Source organism: Ramlibacter monticola (genome assembly GCF_016722785.1).
Classification (GTDB): Bacteria; Pseudomonadota; Gammaproteobacteria; order Burkholderiales; family Burkholderiaceae_C; genus Ramlibacter; species Ramlibacter monticola.
On sequence record NZ_JAEQNE010000005.1, the window covers coordinates 318,496 to 338,935 of the forward strand.

26 protein-coding genes are annotated in these 20,440 nt (G+C 69.9%); 6 read left to right on the forward strand and 20 right to left on the reverse strand.

The features are described from left to right. Nucleotides 1–13 precede the first annotated feature (13 nt). Both JJ685_RS20285 and JJ685_RS20290 read left to right on the forward strand, forming a co-directional pair. Nucleotides 14–997 (forward strand): Bug family tripartite tricarboxylate transporter substrate binding protein, encoded by a 984-nt coding sequence (locus JJ685_RS20285; protein WP_201676145.1) that lies wholly within the window; start codon nucleotides 14–16, stop codon nucleotides 995–997. Further along, a complete protein-coding gene (locus JJ685_RS20290) occupies nucleotides 997–1,692 on the forward strand; it encodes a molybdate ABC transporter substrate-binding protein (protein WP_201676146.1) in 696 nt (231 codons plus the stop codon). The genes JJ685_RS20285 and JJ685_RS20290 overlap by 1 nt, the downstream gene beginning before the upstream one ends. Nucleotides 1,693–1,716: 24 nt before the next feature. Here JJ685_RS20290 and htpG read toward each other — a convergent pair whose 3' ends face one another. The 4 genes from htpG to JJ685_RS20310 all read right to left on the reverse strand — a co-directional run bounded on the left by htpG (nucleotide 1,717) and on the right by JJ685_RS20310 (nucleotide 5,970). Then, nucleotides 1,717–3,630, reverse strand: a complete 1,914-nt coding sequence (gene htpG / locus JJ685_RS20295; RefSeq protein ID WP_201676147.1) for a molecular chaperone HtpG — start codon at nucleotides 3,628–3,630, stop codon at nucleotides 1,717–1,719. 390 nt (nucleotides 3,631–4,020) lie between these two features. Continuing rightward, the gene (locus JJ685_RS20300; protein WP_201676148.1) at nucleotides 4,021–4,773 is read right to left on the reverse strand and encodes a hypothetical protein; all 753 of its coding nucleotides are present in this window, start codon (nucleotides 4,771–4,773) and stop codon (nucleotides 4,021–4,023) included. A gap of 40 nt (nucleotides 4,774–4,813) precedes the next feature. Next, on the reverse strand, nucleotides 4,814–5,632 hold the full coding sequence (locus tag JJ685_RS20305; protein WP_201676149.1) for an FTR1 family iron permease: 819 nt from the start codon (nucleotides 5,630–5,632) through the stop codon (nucleotides 4,814–4,816). 8 nt (nucleotides 5,633–5,640) lie between these two features. Continuing rightward, on the reverse strand, nucleotides 5,641–5,970 hold the full coding sequence (locus JJ685_RS20310; protein WP_201676150.1) for a cupredoxin domain-containing protein: 330 nt from the start codon (nucleotides 5,968–5,970) through the stop codon (nucleotides 5,641–5,643). A gap of 251 nt (nucleotides 5,971–6,221) precedes the next feature. Here JJ685_RS20310 and frdA point away from each other — a divergent pair, with 251 nt between their 5' ends. The 4 genes from frdA to frdD are packed head-to-tail and all read left to right on the forward strand — an operon-like array spanning nucleotide 6,222 to nucleotide 9,537. Further along, the gene (frdA, locus tag JJ685_RS20315) at nucleotides 6,222–8,051 is read left to right on the forward strand and encodes a fumarate reductase (quinol) flavoprotein subunit (RefSeq protein ID WP_236599135.1); all 1,830 of its coding nucleotides are present in this window, start codon (nucleotides 6,222–6,224) and stop codon (nucleotides 8,049–8,051) included. Then, nucleotides 8,035–8,790 carry a succinate dehydrogenase/fumarate reductase iron-sulfur subunit gene (locus JJ685_RS20320; RefSeq protein ID WP_330901808.1) on the forward strand — a complete coding sequence of 252 codons (756 nt, stop codon included), beginning with the start codon at nucleotides 8,035–8,037 and terminating at the stop codon, nucleotides 8,788–8,790. Before frdA ends, JJ685_RS20320 begins: the two co-directional genes overlap by 17 nt. Nucleotide 8,791: 1 nt before the next feature. Next, a complete protein-coding gene (locus tag JJ685_RS20325; protein ID WP_201676151.1) occupies nucleotides 8,792–9,190 on the forward strand; it encodes a fumarate reductase subunit C in 399 nt (132 codons plus the stop codon). Continuing rightward, complete coding sequence (gene frdD, locus JJ685_RS20330) at nucleotides 9,187–9,537, forward strand: fumarate reductase subunit FrdD (RefSeq protein WP_201676152.1); 351 nt, start codon at nucleotides 9,187–9,189, stop codon at nucleotides 9,535–9,537. The genes JJ685_RS20325 and frdD overlap by 4 nt, the downstream gene beginning before the upstream one ends. A gap of 32 nt (nucleotides 9,538–9,569) precedes the next feature. On the opposite strand, the gene JJ685_RS20335 is transcribed toward frdD, so the two are convergent. The 16 genes from JJ685_RS20335 to JJ685_RS20410 are packed head-to-tail and all read right to left on the reverse strand — an operon-like array spanning nucleotide 9,570 to nucleotide 20,436. Further along, a complete protein-coding gene (locus JJ685_RS20335) occupies nucleotides 9,570–10,334 on the reverse strand; it encodes a sigma-70 family RNA polymerase sigma factor (RefSeq protein ID WP_201676153.1) in 765 nt (254 codons plus the stop codon). 7 nt (nucleotides 10,335–10,341) lie between these two features. Further along, entirely contained in the window at nucleotides 10,342–11,100 is a 759-nt protein-coding gene (fliP, locus tag JJ685_RS20340; RefSeq protein WP_201676154.1) for a flagellar type III secretion system pore protein FliP, read from the reverse strand. Beyond that, nucleotides 11,097–11,507, reverse strand: coding sequence for a flagellar biosynthetic protein FliO (locus JJ685_RS20345; protein ID WP_201676155.1), 411 nt, complete (start codon nucleotides 11,505–11,507; stop codon nucleotides 11,097–11,099). Before JJ685_RS20345 ends, fliP begins: the two co-directional genes overlap by 4 nt. Before the next feature lie 2 nt (nucleotides 11,508–11,509). Further along, the gene (locus JJ685_RS20350; protein ID WP_201676156.1) at nucleotides 11,510–11,854 is read right to left on the reverse strand and encodes a FliM/FliN family flagellar motor switch protein; all 345 of its coding nucleotides are present in this window, start codon (nucleotides 11,852–11,854) and stop codon (nucleotides 11,510–11,512) included. Next, nucleotides 11,851–12,675 (reverse strand): FliM/FliN family flagellar motor switch protein, encoded by an 825-nt coding sequence (locus JJ685_RS30300; RefSeq protein WP_201676157.1) that lies wholly within the window; start codon nucleotides 12,673–12,675, stop codon nucleotides 11,851–11,853. Before JJ685_RS30300 ends, JJ685_RS20350 begins: the two co-directional genes overlap by 4 nt. After that, a complete protein-coding gene (locus JJ685_RS20360) occupies nucleotides 12,672–13,841 on the reverse strand; it encodes a flagellar hook protein FlgE (RefSeq protein ID WP_201676158.1) in 1,170 nt (389 codons plus the stop codon). The genes JJ685_RS30300 and JJ685_RS20360 overlap by 4 nt, the downstream gene beginning before the upstream one ends. 12 nt (nucleotides 13,842–13,853) lie before the next feature. Continuing rightward, nucleotides 13,854–14,255 carry a flagellar hook assembly protein FlgD gene (locus tag JJ685_RS20365; protein WP_201676159.1) on the reverse strand — a complete coding sequence of 134 codons (402 nt, stop codon included), beginning with the start codon at nucleotides 14,253–14,255 and terminating at the stop codon, nucleotides 13,854–13,856. Beyond that, nucleotides 14,237–14,779 (reverse strand): hypothetical protein, encoded by a 543-nt coding sequence (locus tag JJ685_RS20370; RefSeq protein WP_201676160.1) that lies wholly within the window; start codon nucleotides 14,777–14,779, stop codon nucleotides 14,237–14,239. Before JJ685_RS20370 ends, JJ685_RS20365 begins: the two co-directional genes overlap by 19 nt. Beyond that, nucleotides 14,776–15,279 carry a hypothetical protein gene (locus JJ685_RS20375; protein ID WP_201676161.1) on the reverse strand — a complete coding sequence of 168 codons (504 nt, stop codon included), beginning with the start codon at nucleotides 15,277–15,279 and terminating at the stop codon, nucleotides 14,776–14,778. The genes JJ685_RS20370 and JJ685_RS20375 overlap by 4 nt, the downstream gene beginning before the upstream one ends. Then, nucleotides 15,276–16,604: a FliI/YscN family ATPase gene (locus JJ685_RS20380; RefSeq protein WP_201676162.1), complete on the reverse strand. Its 1,329-nt coding sequence runs from the start codon at nucleotides 16,602–16,604 to the stop codon at nucleotides 15,276–15,278. Before JJ685_RS20380 ends, JJ685_RS20375 begins: the two co-directional genes overlap by 4 nt. After that, on the reverse strand, nucleotides 16,601–17,311 hold the full coding sequence (locus JJ685_RS20385) for a FliH/SctL family protein (RefSeq protein WP_201676163.1): 711 nt from the start codon (nucleotides 17,309–17,311) through the stop codon (nucleotides 16,601–16,603). The genes JJ685_RS20380 and JJ685_RS20385 overlap by 4 nt, the downstream gene beginning before the upstream one ends. After that, nucleotides 17,308–17,850, reverse strand: a complete 543-nt coding sequence (locus tag JJ685_RS20390; protein ID WP_201676164.1) for a hypothetical protein — start codon at nucleotides 17,848–17,850, stop codon at nucleotides 17,308–17,310. Before JJ685_RS20390 ends, JJ685_RS20385 begins: the two co-directional genes overlap by 4 nt. After that, complete coding sequence (gene fliF, locus JJ685_RS20395) at nucleotides 17,847–19,298, reverse strand: flagellar basal-body MS-ring/collar protein FliF (protein ID WP_201676165.1); 1,452 nt, start codon at nucleotides 19,296–19,298, stop codon at nucleotides 17,847–17,849. Before fliF ends, JJ685_RS20390 begins: the two co-directional genes overlap by 4 nt. 24 nt (nucleotides 19,299–19,322) lie before the next feature. Beyond that, nucleotides 19,323–19,625 carry a flagellar hook-basal body complex protein FliE gene (gene fliE, locus JJ685_RS20400; protein ID WP_201676166.1) on the reverse strand — a complete coding sequence of 101 codons (303 nt, stop codon included), beginning with the start codon at nucleotides 19,623–19,625 and terminating at the stop codon, nucleotides 19,323–19,325. Continuing rightward, nucleotides 19,622–20,050, reverse strand: coding sequence for a flagellar basal body rod protein FlgC (gene flgC / locus JJ685_RS20405; RefSeq protein ID WP_201676167.1), 429 nt, complete (start codon nucleotides 20,048–20,050; stop codon nucleotides 19,622–19,624). Before flgC ends, fliE begins: the two co-directional genes overlap by 4 nt. A 2-nt stretch (nucleotides 20,051–20,052) precedes the next feature. Continuing rightward, entirely contained in the window at nucleotides 20,053–20,436 is a 384-nt protein-coding gene (locus tag JJ685_RS20410; RefSeq protein WP_201676168.1) for a flagellar basal body rod protein FlgB, read from the reverse strand. Nucleotides 20,437–20,440: the final 4 nt, after the last annotated feature.

Consider the following 20,440-nt stretch of genomic DNA (forward strand, 5'->3'; position numbering starts at 1 on the left):
CACCGGAGGCCCGATGAAGCGTCACCTGTTCGTCCGTTCGCTGCTGGCCGCCGTCTGCGCCGCCGGCTTCCTGCAGGCGCTGCCCGCGGCGGCGCAGACGTACCCCAGCCATCCGGTGAAGATCATCGTGCCGTTCGCGGTCGGCGGTCCGGCGGACGTGTTCGCCCGCGCGCTGGCGCAGCGCCTGCCCGACCTCCTCGGGGGCCAGGCCTTCGTGGTCGAGAACAAGCCGGGCGCCGGCGCCGTCATCGGCACCGACCAGGTGGCGAAGTCGCCGCCCGACGGCTACACGCTGCTGCTGATGTCGAACACCCACACGGTGAACGAGACGCTGGTGGCGAGCAAGCCCTACGACCTGCTGCGCGACTTCGTGCCGGTGGCGCCGATCAACTATTCGGACCTGGTGCTGGTGGCGCACCCCTCCGTCCCGATGAACAACGTGCGCGAGCTGGTGAAGGCCGCGAAGGCGCAGCCCGGCAAGCTGACCTATGCCTCTTCGGGGACCGGTACGCCGTACCACATGGCCGGCGAGCTGTTCAAGAGCATGACGGGAACGCGCATCCTGCACATCCCGTACAAGGGCAGTTCCGGCGCGCGCACCGACGTCCTGGGCGGCCAGGTGAACCTGATGTTCGATGCCGTCACGACGATGACGGAGCAGATCAAGGCCGGCAAGGTGAAGGCCATCGCCACCACGGGCAAGAAGCGTTCTTCGGTGCTGCCCGAGGTGCCGACGGTCGACGAATCCGGCGTGCCCGGCTACGAGGCGACGATCTGGCTGGGGCTGATGGCGCCCAAGGGCACCCCCGCCGACGTGGTGAACCGCCTCAATGCGGCGGTGAGCAAGATCGTCGGGCAGCCCGAGCTGCAGCAGGCGTGGGCCAGGCAGGGCGCGGTGCCCCTGGTGATGGACCCGAAGGCCTTCGACAAGTACGTGCAGGACGACATCCAGAAGTGGGCCAAGGTGATCCACGCCGCCAATATCAAGGCCGATTGATGACGAAGACGCTCCACATCCTGAGCGGCGGTGCCGCGCAGGGACTGGTCTCCCGCCTGCAGGCGGAATTCGAGGCAAGGCACGATTGCAGGCTCGCCGGCACCTTCGGGGCGGTCGGCGCGATGAAGGACAAGCTGCTCGCGGGCGCCCCCTGCGACCTGCTGATCCTCACCCAGGCCCTGGTCCAGGACCTCGGTGCCCAGGGCCATGCCGACGCCTCGTCGGCCCGGCCCCTGGGGCTGGTGAAGACCGGGGTGGCACTCAAGGCGGGCCGCGAACCCGTCGCCATCCGCACGGCGAACGACCTGAAGGCGCTTCTCGCATCCGCGCCCGCGATCTACTTCCCCGACCCGGCCAAGGCCACGGCGGGGATCCACTTCATGAAGGTGCTGCAGGCGCTGGGCCTGGCGGACGACCCGCGCAGGCTGCGCACCTTCCCGAACGGCGCGACGGCGATGGCCGAACTGGCGAGGGCCCCCGAGCCCGAGGCGGTGGGCTGCACGCAGGTGACGGAGATCCTGATCACCCAGGGCGTGCACCTCACCGGGCTGCTGCCCTCGCCCCACGAACTGGCCACCACGTACACCGCGGCGGTCGCCGCCGGGGCGAAGGAGCCTGACCTGGCGCGCGCCCTGGTCGCGGCGCTGACCGCACCGGATGCGGCTCAGGTGCGCAAGGAGTGCGGGTTCGAGTAAGCCCGGACCCGCAACCGCGCGCGCTTACGACAGTAGCGCGTTCACCCGCTTCACGTACGCCGCCGGATCCTCCGGCAGGCCGCCCTCGGCCAGCAGCGCCTGGTCGAACAGGATGTGCGCCAGGTCGTGGAAGTCGGGCGAGCCCTCCAGCTTCTTCACCAGCGGGTGCGCGGCATTGACCTCCAGCACGGGCTTCGCCTCCGGCGCCTTCTGTCCCGCCTGCTTCAGCAGGCGCGCCAGCTGCAGGCTCATGCCGCCCTCGTTCACCACCAGGCAGGCCGGCGAATCGACCAGGCGCGTGGTGACGCGCACGTCCTGCGCCTTGTCCTTCAGCGCCTCCTTCAGCTTCGCCAGCACCGGCTTGAAGGACTCGGCGGCTTCCTCGGCGGCCTTCTTCTCCGCCTCGTCCTGCAGCTTGCCCAGTTCCACCTGGCCCTTGGCCACCGACTGCAGCGGCGTGCCGTCGAATTCGTTCAGGTACGACATGGCCCACTCGTCGACGCGGTCGGTCATGTACAGCACCTCGATGCCCTTCTTGCGGAAGACCTCGAGCTGCGGGCTGTTCGCGGCGGCCGCCTGCGTGTCGGCGGTGATGTAGTAGATCGCCTCCTGGCCCTCCTTCATGCGCGCCTTGTAGTCGGCCAGCGAGACGCCCACCGCATCGCTCTGCGTGGAGGCGAAGCGCAGCAGCTTGGCCAGCCGCTCGCGGTTGCCGAAGTCCTCGCCCAGGCCTTCCTTCAGCACCGCGCCGAACTCGGCCCAGAATTTCGCGAACTTCGCCTTGTCCTCGGCGCTGGCGGCTTCGTCCTTCTCCGCCTTGGCCATGTCTTCCAGCATGGACAGCACGCGGCGCGTGTTGCCCTCGCGGATCGCCTTCACGTCGCGGCTTTCCTGCAGCAGCTCGCGGCTGACGTTCAGCGGCAGGTCGGCCGAATCGACCACGCCCTTGACGAAGCGCAGGTACGCGGGCAGCAGCGCCTCGGCCTCGTCCATGATGAACACGCGCTTGACGTACAGCTTCACCCCCGCGGCCTTGTCGCGGTTCCACAGGTCGAAGGGCGCGCGCGCGGGCAGGTACAGCAGCTGCGTGTACTCGGTGCTGCCTTCCACCCGGTTGTGGCTCCAGGCGAGCGGGTCCTCGTAGTCGTGGCTGATCGCCTTGTAGAACTCCCGGTACTGCTCCGGCGTGACGTCCTTCTTGGGGCGCGACCACAGCGCGGTGGCCTGGTTGACGGTTTCCCACTCGTCGGTCGCGACGTGCTCGCCGCCCTGGCCTTCCTCCCCGCCTTCCTTCCACTCCTCCTTGCGCATCAGGATGGGCAGCGAGATGTGGTCGGAGTACTTGCCGATGATCGACTTCAGCCGCCAGGTGGAGAGGTAGTCGAGCGCGTCCTCGCGCAGGTGCAGCGTGACGCTGGTGCCGCGCTGCGCGCGCGTGACCGTCTCGACCTCGAAGTCGCCGGCGCCGCCGCTGGCCCAGCGCACGCCCTCTTCGGGCTTCAGCCCGGCGCGGCGCGATTCGACCGTGATGCGGTCGGCGACGATGAAACCGGAATAGAAGCCTACGCCGAACTGGCCGATGAGCTGCGAGTCGGCCTTCTGGTCGCCGGAGAGGTGGCTCACGAACTCGCGCGTGCCGCTCTTGGCGATGGTGCCGAGGTTCTCGATCGCCTCCTGCTGCGACATGCCGATGCCGTTGTCGGCGATCGTGAGGGTGCGCGCCTCCTTGTCGAAGCCCACGCGCACCTCGAGATTGGGCATGTCCTCGTACAGCTCGGGCCGGTGCAGGGCCTCGAAGCGCAGCTTGTCGCAGGCGTCGGAGGCGTTGGAGATCAGCTCCCGCAGGAAGATCTCCTTGTTGGAATACAGCGAATGGGTGACGAGGTGCAGCAACTGCGCGACCTCGGCCTGGAAGGACAGGGTTTGTTTCTGGCTCATGTCTGGATGCTGTTGTTCTGAAGGGACGAACGGCGCCGGGGATCTGAGGGCGGGTCGTGAAGTTTTCAAGCCTTCCCGGGGTGGCGGAAGGCCAATGTGAACTTTTCGACGATTCCTGCCGGGTATCGGCGACGCGCGGCATGGTGGTAGAGCAACGGCTGGTTACAGTGGGAATCATGAGGATCGAGCTCCCCCTCCCGTCCTGGGCCGAGACAGCCCCGCGTGTCGACGACGACGCGCAAACGCTCACCGTGGCTCAGACGACCATGGAGTGGGCGCCCTGGCAATGGGGCAGCGATCCCACCCCGACGCTGCGCACGCACGTCGAAGCCGCGGCGCCCGCGGCGATCACCCTGACCTTCTGAAGGGGCGCGCGCCCCTTCCCTTCCCTCAGAACTCGTATTCGGCCTGCATCCGCAACTGGTTGCGCGGTGAACCGTTGGTGAGGCCGAACAGGACTGCCGCGTTCCACTTGAGGCTGGTGCGCTGGCTGACCTTCACCGCGCCGAACAGCGCCGGACCCCAGCGGTGCGACTGCTCCGTGGTCGGCTTCCAGTGGTCCCAGGGCCCGAACTCGCCGAAACCCTGGAGGCCCACTTCGAGCTCGGGGCGCCAGCGGTAGCGCGCCTGCACCTGGTAACCCAGCTCCGCCGGCTCGGGTTCCTCGGTGCGGATGTGCTTTTCGATCAGCAGGTTGAGGTTGGTCGTCCAGCTCGTGCCGATGTCGGCCTGGAACAGCGGCCCCCAGCGGTATTCGTAGCCTTCGGCGCGGTCGTGCGGCCGTTCGATCTCCAGCAGGAACCCGACGTCGACCGGGTAGCGGCCGGTCTCGGTGAACTGGAAACGGTTCTCCCATTCCCAGGCGTCGAAGTCGTGGTGTTCGGCTGGCTCCTTGTGCCACTTGGCGGAGAGCTCGGTGAACCACCAGCGGTTGACGCCGATCCCGAAGCCGATCATGTATTCGCTCTCGCGGCTGCCGTCGCGCAGCTTGCGGGTGCCTGCCTTCAGCTCGATCTCCTTCTCCCCTTCTTCGACGATGGCGGGGAAGACGTATTCGGCAGGGCCCGCAAGGGCCGGCGCCGCCGGCGCCAGGGAAAGGGAGGCGAGCGCGCACAGCGCTGCCGCATGCACAGCATTTTTCATTGGTGTCTTTCTGCGGTGGTTGAGGAAAACGGAGCGGGCGTCAGGTCGCGTGGAGCGAGCGGCGCATCCAGCGGGTGCCGGCGTAGATCAGCAGGAGCACGCCGACGTACGAGGCGAGCTGGGCCGCCGAGGGCTGCGCGTCGTAGCCCATGAGGGCGTGCAGCAGGGTGCCCAGGGCGGAGTCCGGCGCCAGCGCCGCCGACGTGTCCCACAGCGGCGTCGTGCCACGCTCCAGGAAGCCCGCCTGCGCCAGCGCCTTCACCAGCTGGCTGGCGATCGAGCCGGCGAGGATCGCGATCAGCGCATTGGTGGTGGCGAACACGTGCCGCGTGGGCAGCCGCGCGAGCCCGCCGTAGATCACCACACCCGCGCCGACGCCGCACAGCACGCCGAGCAGGCAGGACATCACCACCTCCACGGGGCGCACCGCGCCTTGCCCGGTGAGCGCGCCGCCGACGAACAGCACCGTTTCCGCGCCTTCGCGCAGCACTGCCAGCGCCACCGCGATGCCCAGGGCCCAAGGCGTGCGCTGCCCCTGCTGGACCGACGTCCCGAGCTGGCGCGCTTCCATCGCCATCTCGCGCGAATGCGTGCTGACCCAGATGCAGTGCCAGAGCAGCATCGCGAGCGCCACCGAGAGCACCGCGATGTTCACGAGGTCCTGTCCCGTGCCTTCGAACTGGGCGCTGATCTGCTGTGCCCCGAGTGCCAGCAGGATGGCGCCGAGGACGCCGGCGCCGATTCCACCGGCGAGCCAGCGGCCGCGGCCCGCGAGCTGGCGCGTCGCGGCGGCCACGATGCCCACGAACAGGGCGGCTTCAAGGGACTCGCGGAAGACGATGAGGGCGGTGGCGAACATGGCGCGCCCTATTCGGCGACGACCGCACCCTTGGCGGTCGCTTCGTTGAACTCGCCGAAGAAGGTGTAGCGCCCGGGCTTCAGCGGCCCGATGAAGATCGTGGCCTTGGCGCCGCCGGGGATCACCTTCTCGCGATTGAGGCTGTGGCTCTCGAATTCCTCGGGGGTGCTGTCCTGGTTGTGGACGACCAGCTTCACGCGCTGGCCGGCGGGCACTTTCAGTTCCGTCGGCTCGAAGCGGTGGTTCTTGATCAGCAGCGTGAACTCGGGCTCCGCGGCCGCGGCCGTGGTGAGCGCGAGGGTGAAGGCGAGGCAGGCGGCGATGGGGAGCAGGCGCATTGAGTGCTTTCTTCTTCAGCTGCCCACATCCTAATGCAAATCACTCTCATTTGTAAATGTGGATACGCCCGGGTGGGTGAGTGGACCGCGATGCCAGGTCTCCAACGTCCAGTTGCCGCAGTGGGTGGGACCTCTACCGATGGATACACGTTCGAAGGGCCCGCCTCCGTGTTTACCCCCGGTTGACGGGCATCAAGACGCGCCACCCGGAAGCTCGCGAAAGTAGACCCACACAAAAGAGCGAGGGTCCCTTGAGCTCCATAGCTATCCATCAGTGCGACGTGGTCATCGTGGGGGGAGGGGGCGCCGGCTTGCGCGCTGCCATCGCGGTGGCGGAGAAGGATCCGGCGCTGCGAATCGCGCTGGTCTCCAAGGTGTACCCGATGCGCAGCCACACGGTGGCGGCGGAGGGGGGCTCTGCCGCCGTCGTGCGCCCCGACGACAGCCTCGAGCACCACTTCAACGACACCGTGCACGGCGGCGACTGGTTGTGCGACCAGGACGCGGTGGAGTACTTCGTGGCCCACTGCACCGAGGAGATGGTGCAGCTGGAGCACTGGGGCTGCCCCTGGAGCCGCAAGGAAGACGGCCACATCAACACCCGCGCCTTCGGCGGCATGAAGATCGAGCGCACGTGGTTCGCCGCCGACATGACCGGCTTCCACATGCTGCACACGCTGTTCCAGACTTCGCTGAAGTACCCGGGCATCCGGCGCTTCGACGAGCATTTCTGCTGCGACCTGCTGGTCGAGGACGGCCGAGCCCAGGGCGTGCTGGCCGTGGAGATCGCCACCGGCGACTTCCAGCTGATCGAGGCGCGCGCGGTGGTGGTCGCCACCGGCGGCGCCGGCCGCGTGTTCCGCCAGAACACCAATGGCGGCATCGTCACCGGCGACGGCATGGCGCTCGCCTACCGCCACGGCGTGCCGCTGCGCGACATGGAATTCGTGCAGTACCACCCGACCTGCATGCCGGGCACGGGCCTGCTGTTCACGGAAGGCTGCCGCGGCGAAGGCGGCATCCTGACCAACAAGGACGGCTACCGCTACCTGCAGGACTACGGACTCGGCCCCGCCGACCCGTGGCCGCGCAAGAAGGCGATGGAACTCGGCCCGCGCGACCGCCTCTCGCAGGCCTTCTGGCACGAGGAGCGCAAGGGCCGCACGCTGGAAGGCCCGCACGGCACCTACGTCAACCTCGACCTGCGCCAGCTGGGCAAGGCCAAGCTGCGCGAGCGCCTGCCGCAGATCTGCGAGCTGGCCGAGGAGTTCATGGGCCTGGACCCAGCGGACAGCCCGATCCCGGTGCGTCCCGCGGTGCACTACACGATGGGCGGCATCCCGACGACCGTCGCGGCCGCCGCGCCCCTGCCCGGGCTGTTCGCCGCCGGCGAGTGCGCCTCCAGCGGCATCCACGGGGCCAACCGGCTCGGCTCCAATTCGCTCGCGGAACTGTGCGTGTTCGGCAAGCTGGCTGGCGAATCGGCCGCGGCCTTCGCCAAGGGCCATTCCTTCGGCCACGCGGCCAACCTGCGCGGCCAGGCCGAAGACGCGCGCGAGCGCGCCACCGCGCCGCTGCGGCGCAAGCACGGCACCGAGAAACTGGGGGACCTGCGCAACGCCATGGCCAAGGCCATGGAGCAAGGCTGCGGCATCTACCGTACCGGCCCCGAGATGGAACAGGCCCGCAACGAGATCGCCGTGCTGAAACAGCGCGCGCAGCACCTGCAGTTGCAGGACCGCGCCGAAGCCTGGAACACCGAGTGGCTCGGCGTCCTGGAGCTGCAATACCAGCTGGACGTGGCGCAGGCGATGGTGCATTCGGCCGTCGCCCGCCAGGAATCGCGTGGCGCGCACCAGCGGCTCGACGCCGACTGCACCGAGCGCAACGACCAGCGCTTCCTGAAGCACACGCTGGCCACCATCGGCCCCGACGGGGCGCCGGTCATCTCGTACAGCGACGTGGTGATCACGAAGTCGCAGCCCGGCACCCGCGCCTACGGCGCCGCCGGCGAGGCCGCCGAGACGGCGGACAAGGCCCAACAACAGTCCAAGGAGAAGCAGGGTGTCGTCGTTGCCTGAGACCCGCACCATCGTCGTCGAGGTGCTGCGCTACCAGCCTGACAAGGCGGAGGCGCCCTACGTGGAGAAGTTCGAGGTCCCGTTCACCGACGACATGTCCGTGCTGCAGGGGCTGCAGTACATCAAGGACAACTTCGACGGCACACTGACCTTCCGCTGGTCCTGCCGCATGGCGATCTGCGGCAGCTGCGGCGTGATGATCGACGGCGTTCCCAGCCTCGGCTGCAAGACCTTCATGCGGGATTACTACCCGAAGGGCTTCCGCGTCGAGGCGCTGGCGCACTTCCCGATCGAACGCGACCTGGTGGTCGACGCCAGCGACTTCATCGACAAGCTGCCGCGCATCGAGCCCTGGATCGAGCCGCAGCGCGAGAAGCCGCTGGAACAGGGCGAGTACCTGCAGACGCCGGCGCAGCTGGAGCAGTTCGAGTCCTTCAGCCACTGCATCAACTGCATGCTGTGCTACGCGGCCTGTCCGCAGTATGGGCTGGACCAGAAGTTCCTGGGCCCCGGCCTCACGGCGCTGGCGCACCGCTACAACGCGGACTCGCGCGACGGCCACCACGCGGCCCGCGACGAACTGATCCACTCCACCGAAGGCGTGTGGAACTGCACCGCGGTGGGCTACTGCTCGGAGGTGTGTCCCAAGCACGTGGACCCCGCCAACGCGGTGAACCAGAACAAGACGGCGAGCGCGCTCGGCTGGTTCGCGCGCGTGATTCCCGGAGGGAGGCGCTGAGATGGCAGCAAGACGACCTTATGTGCGCAGCATGGAAGGGTGGTGGAACCGCGTCCCGTTCTTCCAGCGCTACATGGCCCGCGAGGTGACGGCGTTCTTCGTCGCCGTCTACGGGCTCGTGATGCTGGCCGGCCTGGTGCGCCTGGCGCAGGGCGAGGCGGCCTTCAACGGCTGGCTCGAGCAGTTGCGCAGCGGCTGGTCGATCGCGCTGCACGTGGTGCTGCTGCTGGTGTTCATCTACCACACGTACAGCTGGTTCGAGATCATGCCCAAGACCATGCCCCCGGTGGTGGTCGGCGGCAAGAAGCTGGCGCCGGCCACCGTCACGGCCCTGGGCCTGGCGGCGGCGATCGCGGCCTCGACCTTCGTCCTCGTCACGGCATGGGTGCTCGCACGATGAAACACTCCAACCAAGCTCCCTTCTGGCTGCTGTTCGGCGCGGGCGGCATGGTGTCGGCCCTGATCGGTGCGGCGCTGGTGTTCCTGACCGGGCTGGCCGGCCCGCTGGGCCTGCTCGGCGCGGCCAACCCCATCACCTACGAGCACCTGGTCGCGTTCGCCCGCAACCCGCTGGGCGGCCTGTTCATCTTCTTCGTGATCGCCCTCTTCCTGTGGCATGCGGCGCACCGGATCTACCACACGCTGCATGACTTCGGCATCCACCTGAACGCGTTCTGGTGGCTGTGCTGCTACGGCGTGGCGGCGCTGGGTAGTCTCGTAGCCATGGTCTCCCTGCTGAAGATCTAGGCGCTCCTGCGGCGTCCGCCACGCTCGCCTGGTCAGAACAGGGCGCTCCAGTCGCCCTGGTCGGCCAGCAGCCCGCGCAGGCGCAGCAGCGCCCGCCGGTGCACCTGCGAGATGCGGCCGCGCGTGAGCTGCAGGCTGGCGGCGATCTGCTCGAAGGGAATTTCCTGCAGGTAGTGGTTGCGGATCACGGTCCTCTCCTGCACTGGCAGGCCTTCCACGGCCTGCAACAGCCGCGCGCGCAACTGCCGCAGCTCCGCGCTGCGGTAGAAGGGTTGCGATGGGGCTTCGGCACCGTCGTCGACCATGCCGCTGCCTTCCAGCAGCCAGCACAGGGCGAGCCCGATACCCGTCTCGGAAACGAAGGCCAGCAGTTGCTTCGCGTCCCGCGGGGGCAGCGCACCGGAACCACTGCGCTCGCCGGCGAGCGCCTTCAGGTCCTGCATGCGCTCGGCCCTCAGGCGCCGGCGCGCGGCGATCTGCTGCTGCTTCTCGGTGAAGCGCTCCAGGCCGTTGAGGATGGCGCCGTGCATGCGCCGCGCCGCGAAGGTGCGGAATTGCACGCCGCGCGCCGGATCGAATCGCTCCAAGGCTTCCAGCAGGCCGATGGAGGCGTACTGCAGGTAGTCGGCAAACTCGATCTCGTCGTGGTAGCGGCGCGAATAATACGAAGCCGCTACCACGCGCGCGTAGCCCTGATGAAAGGCCAGAAGGCGCTCGCGCGCCCGCGCGTCGCCCTCCACCCGGAGTTGCCGCCACAAGAGGGCTTCCTCGTCCACTGCCGCCGCGACCGCCTGCATGGCCGCCTCAGTGGAAGGACCCGACGAGGGCCTTGAGGATCAGGGCCCACCCGTCCACCAGCACGAACATGAGCACCTTGAGCGGTAACGCGATCGTGGTGGGCGGCAGCATCATCATCCCGAGCGTCATCAGGACCGACGACACGACGAGATCGATCAGGAGGAAGGGAAGAAAAATCAGAAAGCCGATCTGAAACGCGGCCCGCAGCTCCGACAGCATGAAGGCGGGAATCAGCTGTACGTTCCCGACGTCCTCGATGCCTTGCGGGACCCGGGCGCTGGAGAGCTCGATCATGAGGGCCAGGTCCTGTTCGCGGGTCTGCCGCACCATGAACTCGCGCAGGGGCGCCGTTCCTTTCGCATAGGCGGCTTCCATGCCGAGCGTGCCGTTCATGAAGGGCTGGAACGCCTGCTCGTCGAGGGACTGCAGCACCGGCGCCATCGTGAACAGCGTGAAGAACAGGGCGAGCCCGATCAGCACCGGGTTCGGCGGCGTCTCCGGCATGCCGATCGCTTGCCGAAGCATCGAAAGCACGATGATGATCCTCAGGAAGGAGGTGACGCAGACCAGCAGCGCGGGCAGCACTGCGAGCACGCTCAGGCCGAGGACGACGCGCAGGGCCTGCGCCGTGTCGTTCGGCGCCGCGGCCAGGGTGCGCTCGACGACCGGCGCCGCCTGGGCCGCTGCGCCAGCATCGCTGGCCGGTCCCAGCGCCAGCAGGACGGCCACGGCGAGCGCAGTACTGCCGCGAATCAGCGGATTCATGGGGATCCTTCCTCGGGCGACGGGAGCGATCGACGTGCCAGCAGGGTCACCTGCTGCGTGGTGCACGCGAGAAGGAACTCCTCGCCGTTCCACTGCACCGCATGCACGCTCGCGTGCGGCGTCAGCGCCTGGCTGGACAGCCGGGTCACGGCGGCATCGGTCCGCCTGGCACCGGAGTGCGGCTGCGCACCCGCGCCGCGGCGCCACCAGGCATAGCCACCGGCAGCCAGCCCCAGCCCCAGCAGGAGCACCGTGGGGATCCAGAGTCCGCCGTCGGAAAGAGGTTCAGGATCGCGGCGCAGGGGCAGGCTGCCGGGGAGCGCGTCGGCCCACGCGAGCCCCGTCCCCACGATGGACGCACAGGCGAGCAGGCCCGCGACCATGCGATGCAGGAGGGCGCTTCGCATGCTCAGAGCTTCAGCGGCAGCGGCAGCTCGGTGATGCGGACGGCGAAGCATCCGTCCACCGCGACCAGTTGCCCCCGGGCGACGACTTTGCCTTCCAGCAGGAGGTCCACCGGCTGGTCGAGGCCGCGCTGCAGCACGAGGACCTCGCTTTCGCGCGCGCCCAGCAATTCGCCGATGCTCATGTCGGCTTCCCCCACGCAAACCTGCAGCCTGACCTTCACCGCATGCAGGGGATTTCCTTCCCGCAGCAGCGCCGCGGCCGCGCCCGCTTCCGCGCCGGGCTCTTCCAGCGCGATCGCCTGCGCGTGCACGCCGGCCTGCAGGAAGGATTCGAACATCTGGCTCATGACGCGACCTTTCCGGAAGACGGGGCGGCGCAGACGCCCGGGGTGGCCAGTTCCAGGGCCTTGCGCTGCCCCCGACGCGCGAGGTACCCGGCCAGCACAGCCTGCCCCTGCGCGTCGCAGACCCGCAGCGGGGTGTCCAGCCGATGCGGCACCGGGACGATGTCGCCGATGCGCAGGTCCTGCAGGCTGGCGAGATCCAGTTCGCAATCGGCCAGCCGTGCCCGCAGCGGCAGCCGCGTGCCGCCGACGGCGGTCGTGAGCGGAGTGAGTGCCGGGAGCGCGGTCGCAGGCCGCATCTCGCCGGCCAGTTCCGGCGCGGCGCCGCGCAGCAAGTGGTCCATGGCCGGCGCATCCAGCAACAGGAACACGCCGGTGCCCATTGCCGCCACGACCTGCCCGGACCAAGCGCATGACGAAGGCACCCGTTCCCCGCCCGCCTCGAGGCAGAGAGCCGCACGCAGGCGCGCTGCGAAATCGGCACGGCACGCGGTCAGAACGCCGAGCGCGATCGGTCCCGCGATGCCGTCGCAGCCCCACAGGAGTTGCGCCAGTTCCGTGTCGAAGGAAGCCGGCAGGGAGAGCCATGCCGCCCCGGCGGTGCCGCCTGCAACGCACTGCCATGGGCGTAGGAGATCCTGCGGCGTCGGATGGGTGCAAGTCACGCCTCCCGCTCTGGACGGCATTCCCCAGGCCTCTCTCCATGCCTGTGGCGCGGGGGCCAGCGCATACGCGGCGGCGGCGAGCTGCGCTGCACGCCAGGCGACCAGCGGCCGTGCGCCTTCGATGCGACGCCAGGTCGCAGGACTGCTGGCGGCACTCACTTGTTCTTCATCCCGAAGAGTTCCTGCAACATGTCGTTCGCGGTGGCGACGATCTGCGAGGACGCCTGGTAGCCGCGCTGCAGGATCACCAGATCGCTGAACTCGCGCGAAAGGTCCACGTTGGAGGTCTCGAGCGCGCCGGCCCGCACGCCCGCGAAGCCCGCCTCGCCGGCCACCCCAAGCTGCCAGGCCCCGGCGCCGGCCTCGGCGAACAGGCCGCCGCCCAGGTCGCGGAGGGCGCCGGACGCGTTGAAGCGCCCCAGCGCCAGTTGCGCTCCTTTCCGGGTCTGGCCGTTGGTGTACGTGGCGACGAGCCTGCCGCTCGCATCGAAGGCGAGCTTGGTCAGCGCGCCGGGCCCGAAGCCATCCTGCGAGCTCATCGCCAGTGTCGACAGGTTGCCGGAGGCGAAGGAGGTGACGTCCGCCGAGAAGTCGAGTTCGAGCGCTTGCGCGGTTCCTCCCGCGGGCGCGTAGGTGAAGGAAAGGCGGCTCGTTGCGGGCGTGGGTTGTCCGTCGTCGAACGCGATCTCCGAAGTGCCTACCAAAGCGGCCCCGTCCAGCAGTTCGAGCTTCCATCGTCCGGCGTTGTCCGGCGCAAGGCTGGTGAGGCGAACCTCGAGCTCGTGTTCCGCGCCGGCGGCGTCGAAGACCTTCACCGAGCCGACCGTCTGCTCCGCCACCGTGCTGGACAGGTTTCCCGTGAAGCGGACGGTCCTCGTGGCCTCGCCAGCGCTCGTGCGCAAGCCCGCGACGGAGATTTCGCCAAGTGCGCCGTCGGCCGCGCGCCCCATCACCTTGCTGGCGTCGACGCGGTTGACCAGCACGCCGTCGGTGCCCAACTGGAATTGCCCGGCCCGGGTGTACCGCGTCTGGCCCTGCGCGTCGCGCAGCACGAAGAGCCCCTCGCCCTCCAGTGCCAGGTCGAACTCGTTGCCGGTCTCGCGGAAATCGCCCTGACGCCAGTCCAGGTGCGCGGAAGTCGCGTCCACGCCTTGGCCGAGGGTCGCCTCGCCTGACGGAGAGCCGGTTCCGACCATTTCGGAGAACTGCAGCGTGGACGCCTTGAAGCCCGGCGTGTTCAGGTTGGTGGTGTTGTTCGCGATCACGCGCAGCCCCTGCTGGAAAGCCTGCAGGCCGGTCAGGCCGACGTGGATGGAATCGAGCATGAGCGGCTCCCTTCAGCGGACGGCGAGCAGTTGCGAAAGCGGGATGTCCGCCACGACGGCACCGCCGGCGAGCGACACGGTGAGCAGCGGCGCGTCTCCCTGCAGCGCCATGGCAGTCACCTTTCCGGTGCTGCGGCCCCCCTCGACAATCACGTCGACGCTGCGTCCGAGCAGCCCGATCGACTGCAGCGCGGCCTGGTTCTCGATCAGTTGCTGCATGCGGTCGTTGAGCTGCTGGGACTGTTCCAGCGCGCTGAACTGCGCCATCTGCGCCATGAAGGCCTGGTTGTCCATGGGCTTGAGCGGGTCCTGGAACGTGAGCTGCGTCAGCAGGACGTTCATGAACTCGCGCAGCCCCAGCGCGCTGGAGGCTGCCCCGGCGCCCGCGGGGGCCGCTACCGATCCGATGGCCATGGTGCTTCCTTCAGGAGAGAGGAATCGAGGGAGGCGCGCGGGTACACCGGCACGCCGTTGCAGATCACGGAGACGACGCGCGCGCCGGCAGGCTGCTGCAGGCTGCGACACAGGTCCGCCACGGCAACGCCGGCGCGTTGGGCGACCAGCGCGGCGTCGCCATCGATGCCCAGCCAGACCTTGAGGCCTTCGGCTGCGTCGGCCTGGACGTGCACCCGCAGGGACGGCCTCTGCTCCACCGGCCCGGGGCCGGGCAGTGGCGGCGCGGATTCCCCGGCGGCAACATGCGAGACTGGCGGCGCCGCGACGCGCACCGGCGCGGCTTCGGCCGGAGCCAGCGGGATCCCGCAGGATTCGAGTTGTGTCTCCGCACTTTCGGGTGCGGCGCGTTCCGGTGCTTCGTTGTCGCTCCCGGCGCGCTGCAGCTGCGCGATCCAGCCGGGAAAGTCCTGCGCATGCGGCACCGTCGGCACCGTCGGCGGGAATGGAGCGGCGAGACGCAGGTCGACCAGCCCGAGATTCATGATGCGTCCGTCCTCTCGCGGGTCTCCGCGGCGCGGCGCCTTTGCATCAGCGCCAGCCAGGCCGCGTCCGCCTCGCTCCATTCGCGGCGCAGTTGTTGCTGCGCGTGCTGCCGCTGCGCGGCGTGCCGTAGCGCCTCCACGGATTCGAGCTGCCGCTGCCGCTCCGCGCAAGCCGCCCGGGCGGCGACGACGCGCTGCTCCAGTCCGACGCGGGACGCCTCGGCGGCGAGCCGGGCCTCTTCCAGGCTGGCCAGGTAGCGCACGGCCCGCGCTCTGGCGTGGAGGTCGTCGGGGGCGCTGCGCGCGGCCCGTCGCTCCTGCTCGCGCTGGTGCGCCGAGCGGCGCTGCGCCGCCTCGTCAAGTAAGTGCAGGTGACGCTGCAGCGCGCCGAGCTCCAGCCGCGCACTCTCCACCGCGCCATCCAGGTGTCGCTGCAGCGGTTCGAGGTGCCAGCGAAACGCCCGCAGGTCGACCCGGGGAACGGCTTTGAGATCGTTCATGCACCGCTCCGTCGTGCCAGCACCCGCGCAAGCTGCCCCAGGGCCTCCGCCCGGTCGACGCCGCCATGCTCCTGCCGCAGCCACGCAAAGAGCGAGGCTTCCAGGGCGAGGGCGGCATCGAGTGCGGGATGGCTGCCCTTGGTGTAGGCACCGAGTTCGACCAGCTGGCGGTTGCGCTCCAGCACGGAGAGGTGGCGCACGGCCTCGCGCACCAGCTGCCGGTCTTCCTGCGGAACCAGGTCGCGCAGCAGGCGGCTGGCGCTGCGAAGCAGGTCGATAGCCGGGAAATGCGCCTGCTGCGCCAGTTCACGCGAAAGCACGATGTGCCCGTCCAAGATCGAACGCATGCTGTCGGCGACCGGTTCGTTGAGGTCGTCGCCTTCCACCAGCACCGTCAGCAGCGCCGTGACCGAGCCGCCCGAGGCCAGGGTGCCGCAACGCTCGCAGATCTGCGGCAGCTCCGCGAACACCGAAGGCGTGTAGCCGCGCGCCGTCGCCGGTTCGCCGGCCGCCAGCCCGACCTCCCTGCGGGCCATGGCCAGCCGCGTGATCGAGTCCATCGTCAGCAGCACGGAGCGGTCCTGCTGCGCGAAATGACGCGCCACGGCCACCGCGGCATGTGCGGCACGGATCCGTGCCAGGGCCGGCTGCTCGGAACTGGCGGCGATGACGACCGAGCGGCGCAGCCCCTCCTCGCCGAGCTGCTCCTCGACGAATTCGCGCACCTCGCGGCCACGCTCCCCGATCAGCGCCACCACATTGAGATCCGCGCGGGCATGGCGGACGATCATCCCGAGCAGGCTGCTCTTGCCGACGCCGCTGCCGGCGAAGATGCCCATGCGCTGGCCTTCTCCCAGGGTGAGGAAGACGTCGATGGCGCGCACGCCGGTCTCCAGCACCCGTGCGATCCGCGGCCGCTGCAGGGGGTTCGTCGGCGCTGCGTGAAGGCACGCCCACTCCGACAGCACCGGCGGCGCACGTCCGTCCAGCGGTTCACCGAAGCCGTCGATGACCCGGCCCAGCAGCTGCGGCCCCACCGCGATGCGCGACGCGTGCCCCAGGGCGACCACGCGTGCCCCGGCTCCGATGCCGCGCAAGACGCCGTACGGCAGCAACACCACGCGCCCCGGCTCGAGGCCGACGACTTCGGCGAGCACGGGTCGTGCGGACCCGGACTCGTGCGGCAGCACGCTGCACATCTCACCGAGCTCCGCGCGCGGCCCGTCCGCCTCGATCGCGAGCCCCTGCAGCCGCCGCACCCAGCCGATGCGCTGGGCGAGTTCGGCGGAGCGCAAGGCTTCGCGATAGCCGGCGATCACGCTCACGAGCCCTCCCCCGCGAGCGGCCCTTGCGATCGCCGGGCGCGCGCTTCCAGCAGGGTGGCCTTGCAGGCGGAGAGCATCGTTTCCAGCCGCGCATCGAGCGCGCCCCGGGAGGATTTCAGGATGCATCCGCCGAGTCCCACCTCGATGTCTGCGACCCACGTGAACGCGCCGGCGGGACCGCGTGCCAGCAGCTCCGCATCCTGCGGGTGCACGTGCAGAACGAGGTCCGTCCCGCCATGCAGCGCGGCCAGCCGCGCGAGCTGCGCACGGACGGCCCCCGGGCCCCCGGCGCTCGCGCCGATCAGGCGGCAGAGCGTTTCGTAGCACAGCGCCACCATGTCGTCCTCGGCTGCGGCGAGCAGCGTAGCCATCGATTCCTGCGCGCCCTGTGCCATCTTCTGCAGGCGTTCGTGTTGGGCCTGCAAGGGAAGCACGGCTTCGTCCACGGCGCGCTGCACGGCCTGGCGGACCTCGTCCGCTGCCTGCGCACGGCCTTCCCGCAGCCCCTCCGCGCGACCTGCGCGCAGGCCCTCCTCGCGCGCTTCCTCCCGGGCGAGCGCGAGCGCCTCGCGCAGCGCCTGCTCGCGGGCTGCGTCTTCGGCTGCCGCCGGTGCAACCGCGGCTCGGGCGCGGCCCAGCCGCAGGGGCGTCGCCTCGACTGGGACGCCGCGCAACACCTCGCGGCCGATGGCGGGGAGGGCGCTCATCGCCCTCTCCCCAGCGCGAGCAGCCGGCGCCGCAGCAATTGCCAGCGCGAGACCGGCTTTGGCTCCGCTCGCTCGCCCGCGACCCGGAGCGCCGTCTCTGCGACGACGGCGGCTTGCAGCGCAACCGCGGGACTTGCGGACCGTGCCAGCGATTCCACCTCCTGCGCCATCGCCTGCGGCAATCCGGCGAGAAGTTGCCCGCCCCACGGCCAGGAGCCGGCGGCGAGCAGAGCAGCGGCGAGGCGGGGCGGCTCCGCAGCGAGCAGGTTCGCCAGCCTGCGCACGCCCGGATCGTCCAGTGCCTGCAATGCATCGGATGCGGGGATCGCTGCCTCGCTGCCTGTTCCGGCGAGTCCACGGAGCAGGTCCGCCTCCCTGGGAATTCCGAGCTCGTCGAGCTCACCCAACAGCGGCTTCAGCACGGACCGCTGCTGACTGCTCAAGGCCTCCAGGACCCATGCGCGGTCGTCGCCGGACAAGGCATGGAGCGTCAGGGCCGCGCGGTGGGCCGGCGAAGGACTTGGAAGCTGGAGTGTCATGGTGTCGCTCCCCGGGTCGGCGTCGCCGCAGGCCTGGGTGTGGTTTCGCTCGCCTGCAGCATCCAGCCGCGCACCTGCTGCAACGCTGCCTCGCGCTGCGCCTGCGTCAGGCGCGGCGCTTGCAACAAAGGCCGCAGGCGCGCCCGCCGGCGCAACCACAGCAGCGTTCCCAGGAACAGAGCACAGGCCGCGCCCAGCACCGGCCACCAGTACGCCTGCGGAACCGCGGCCCCGGCGCTCACCCGTGGCGCGACCGGCGTGGACTCGCTTACAGGCTCGGCGGCCACGGGTTGCGGCGCCGCTTGCAGCGCCTGCACGACGACCGTGTCGCCGCGTTCCGGCGCGGCGCCCACGGCCGCCGCCACCAGCTTCTGCACCTGTTCTCGCTGTTCGGGAGCAAGCGCTTGCCGGACCACCGCCACCACCTGGATTCGCCGCACCGCCCCCGGCTGGCTCACCACTTGCTCGACGCGACGCCCGGCCTGGTAATCGACATCGCGCTGCATGCTGCCGCCACGCGCCACGCGCGGCTCGGGGTTGCGCGGATCCGGCGACGTGGCGCCGTCGCGAACCGACTCGCGCTCGCGCACCAGCACCCCCATGGCCGGCCCGCCACGCGGATCGGGCGCGGACAGCACGTCTTCCGTCGTGACCCGCACCTGGTCCATGTCGAGCGTGAGGTCCACGCTGGCGAGCGCCTGCCCCGCACCGAAGGCCTGGTCCAGCACGGCCGCGGCTTTGCGGGCGAGATAGTTCTCCATCTCGCGCTTCAGCTCCAGGCGGGCCGCGCCCCCTGGGCCTTCGTCCGCTTCCGCCACGCGGGTGAGCGCGACCCCGCGCTGGTCCACGAGCGTCACCTCCTGCGCCTGCAGGCCCGGGACGGCGGCCGCCACCAGCCGCTGGATGCCGCTGACCTGCTCGGGCCGCAGCGACTCCCCCGCCCTCAGGGTCAGCGTGATGGCCGCCTTCGGCCGCGTGGTGTTCTGCCGGAATAGACCCTGCTCCGCCAGCGCGAGGTGTACCCGGGCGTCGCGCACCTCGGGGAACGCGAGGATCGTGCGCGTCAGCTCGCCCTGGAGCGCGCGCTGGTAATTGACCTTCTGGGCAAACTCCGTCATGCCGAAGTCGCTGGTGTTGAACAACTCGAAGCCGACCGAACCATGCAGCGGCAGCTCGCGCCCCATCAGCTTCATGCGGGCCGAGTGCACCTGGGAACGGTCCACCAGCAGCGTGCTGCCATGGTCCGCGACGGTGTAGGGGATCTTCAGCTTGTCCAGTTCGCCCGCAAGAGTGGCGGCGTCCTGCTCGCGCAAGTCCGAGAACAGGACCGCAGGCTCGCCCCGCAGCAGCCACCAGCCGCCGCTGCCGCACAGCAGCAGCACGAGCACGCCTCCCGCGAGCAGGGCCCGCCGCACGCGCGGCGCCATCGTGTCCCACCAGGTCTTCATGCGGAATCCCCCGGCATCGACTTGCTAGATCTGCATGCGCATGAGGTCCTGGTAGGCCTCCAGGGCGCGGTTGCGCACCTGCAGCGCGAGCTGCAGCGCGATCCGGCCCTCCTCCAGGCGTACCATCACCTCGTGCAGGTTCGCGGTCTCGCCGGCGGCCATCCGCTGCAGGTCCACCTGGCTGGCGAGCAGTTGCTGGTTCAGCTCCTGCAGGCCCTGCGCCACCTGCGCGCCGAAGTCCGTCGTCCCTGCGGCAGGCGCCAGCGGCCGCAACGCGCCCGGCACTTCATCGTGCAGGCCCAGGGCCTGGATGGCTTCGAGGTTCAAGTGCCCCTCCCGATCTCGAGCGTCTTCAGTGCCAGCGCACGCGCGGTGTTGAGGGCCGCGACGTTTGCTTCGTAGGAACGCATGGCTTCCATCAGCGTGACCATTTCGGTCGCAGGATCGACGCCGGGATGGCGCACGAAGCCGCGCGCGTCCGCCAGGGGATGGCCCGGGTCGTGCACCATCCGCGGCGAGCTCGCCGCCGGCTCGACGCTGGCGGTCGGGAGCGCCCCCGCATGCAAGCCGGCCGCCACCAGCGCGTCGAAGGGCAGAGAAGGGTTCACCACGACGCGCTGCGGCTGGTAGCCGGGCGTGCCGGGGGCCTGCACGGTGTGGGCGTTCGCGAGGTTCAGGGCGGCCACCTCGACGCGCATCCGCTGCACGGACATGCCGGCGGCGCCAATGGCAAAGACCTGGGCGAAATCCATCGCTATCTCCTTCCGTCCGAAGCGGCCAGCGCGAGCAGCGCGAGATGCCGGGACAGCCCCTGCAGCAGCGCCTGGTACTCCACCGAGTTGCGGGCGAGTTCCGCCATCTCCACGTCCAGTTGCACCGCCGCCGGCTGGCCCCCGGAGTCGGGCGCGGGCTCCATCTCCGCGCGCAGGCTTTCGGCCGCGGCCCGGTCCAGCCCCCCCCTTTCCCGCAGCGCGGTGCGCGCCTCGGCCAGGTGGCCATCGAAGGAGAGTCGCAGCGGCACGTAGCCAGGGGTGCTGGCGTTGGCGACGTTGGCCGCCACGGCCGCCTGCCTCCGGCTGGCTGTGTCCAGCGCAGCCGACAGGGCCACCGTGGTGACCGACTCGAGGGATGCGGGCATGGGC